This is a genomic window from Chromohalobacter sp. 296-RDG, from assembly GCF_029889885.1.
Classification (GTDB): domain Bacteria; phylum Pseudomonadota; class Gammaproteobacteria; order Pseudomonadales; family Halomonadaceae; genus Chromohalobacter.
This window is the reverse complement of record NZ_JARANY010000191.1, coordinates 1-1,494: the sequence shown is the minus strand read 5'-3', so window position 1 is coordinate 1,494 and position 1,494 is coordinate 1. Positions and strand designations below refer to the sequence as shown.

Annotated in this window: 3 protein-coding genes; all 3 read left to right on the top strand. The window is 61.8% G+C overall.

The genetic code is table 11. The features are described 5' to 3' along the window. Positions 1-544: alpha-hydroxy-acid oxidizing protein (locus OP495_RS17785; RefSeq protein WP_280571106.1), on the top strand; the 544-nt coding region annotated here is incomplete at its 5' end. A gap of 53 nt (positions 545-597) precedes the next feature. Continuing rightward, positions 598-1,233: an HAD-IA family hydrolase gene (locus OP495_RS17780; protein ID WP_280571105.1), complete on the top strand. Its 636-nt coding sequence runs from the start codon at positions 598-600 to the stop codon at positions 1,231-1,233. Further along, positions 1,230-1,494: hypothetical protein (locus tag OP495_RS17775; protein ID WP_280571103.1), on the top strand; the 265-nt coding region annotated here is incomplete at its 3' end. The genes OP495_RS17780 and OP495_RS17775, both read left to right, overlap by 4 nt.

Genomic DNA, 1,494 nt, shown 5'->3' with positions numbered 1-1,494 from the left:
GGGCAACGTCTCGGACTATCGCGGCCAACCGACGGGGCTCGAGGATTATATCGCCTGGCTCGGCAACAACTTCGATCCCGCCATTTCCTGGAAGGACCTGGAATGGATTCGCGAATTCTGGGACGGCCCGATGATCATCAAGGGGATACTCGACCCCGAAGACGCCCGTGACGCGGTTCGCTTCGGTGCGGATGGCATCGTCGTTTCCAACCATGGCGGTCGTCAGCTCGACGGAGTGCCCTCTACCGCGTGTGCCTTGCCGGCCATCGCCGACGCGGTCAAGGGCGATCTGGCCATCCTGGCCGATTCCGGCGTGCGTAATGGGCTGGATGTCGTGCGCATGATCGCCTTGGGTGCCGATACCGTGTTGCTGGGGCGGGCCTTCGTCTATGCTCTCGCCACTGCCGGGGAGGCGGGCGTGGCCCATCTGCTCGAGCTGTTCGAGAAGGAAATGCGGGTCGCGATGACGCTCACCGGAGCGCGCTCCATCGCTGAGCTGGGGGCGGATTCGCTGGTGTCTGGTGCAAGCTGCGGCGCTGATTGAGCGGGTGGTGATCATGCACCATGCTGAGGGTCGACATGAACGGGGAGAGGCGAATGACCGATGAAACGGTATTGCTGTTCGACGCTGGTGGGGTGCTGGTCGACTGGCGTGGCACATCCGGGCTCGTCGAGCTGACTCAGGGACGTTTCGATACCGAGCAGGCCCGGCGCTTCTGGATGGGCTTCGACGCGATCACGCCGTTCGAAACGGGTGGGGACGATGGCATGCGCTTTGCCCGGGCGGCACTCGAGGCACTCGAGCTGGACATGACGCCGGCGGCATTCCTGGCAGTATTCGATGACTGGATGCGTGGTCCCTATGCGGGTGCGATGACATTGGTCGAGCGCATCCGCCCCACCTATCGTCGCTCCATACTCAGCAACACCAACCCCGTTCACTGGCGGCGGCTGATCGATGACTACCGTATCGATGTGCCCTTCGAGAGGGCGTTTGCCTCGCATGAGATCGGTGCACGCAAGCCCGATCCCGAAGCCTTCGAATTCGTCTGTCGCGCGCTCGACGTGGTGCCCGGCCAGGTGCGTTTCTTCGACGACAACCCCGAGTGCGTCGATGCCGCCCGTGAGTTGGGCATGACGGCGACTCAGGTGCGTGGCCTGGACGAACTCCGGAATGCCCTCGCCGAGTTCGATGCATTGCGTCCGCCGGCTGATAATTGGAATCCACGATGAAAGCGCCTTATAAAGAGTTGCTTGAGGCGCTTGAGACGTTGGAGCGCGAGCTCAACCGCGAGTTATTGCTCGCGTTAGAGAACGGCCGCTACCCCGTGCTGTGCGATACGATCCCCTGTACACAACGTATGGTGGAACGCCTCGATATGTGTTTGACGCTCCAAGAGCCGGTTGAATTTGCGCACGACTATGCCGGGATTCCCTATCGCTCGATTCTCGACTTGCTCAACGAGGTTAGTCGCCCCTATGTGGTCGAAGACG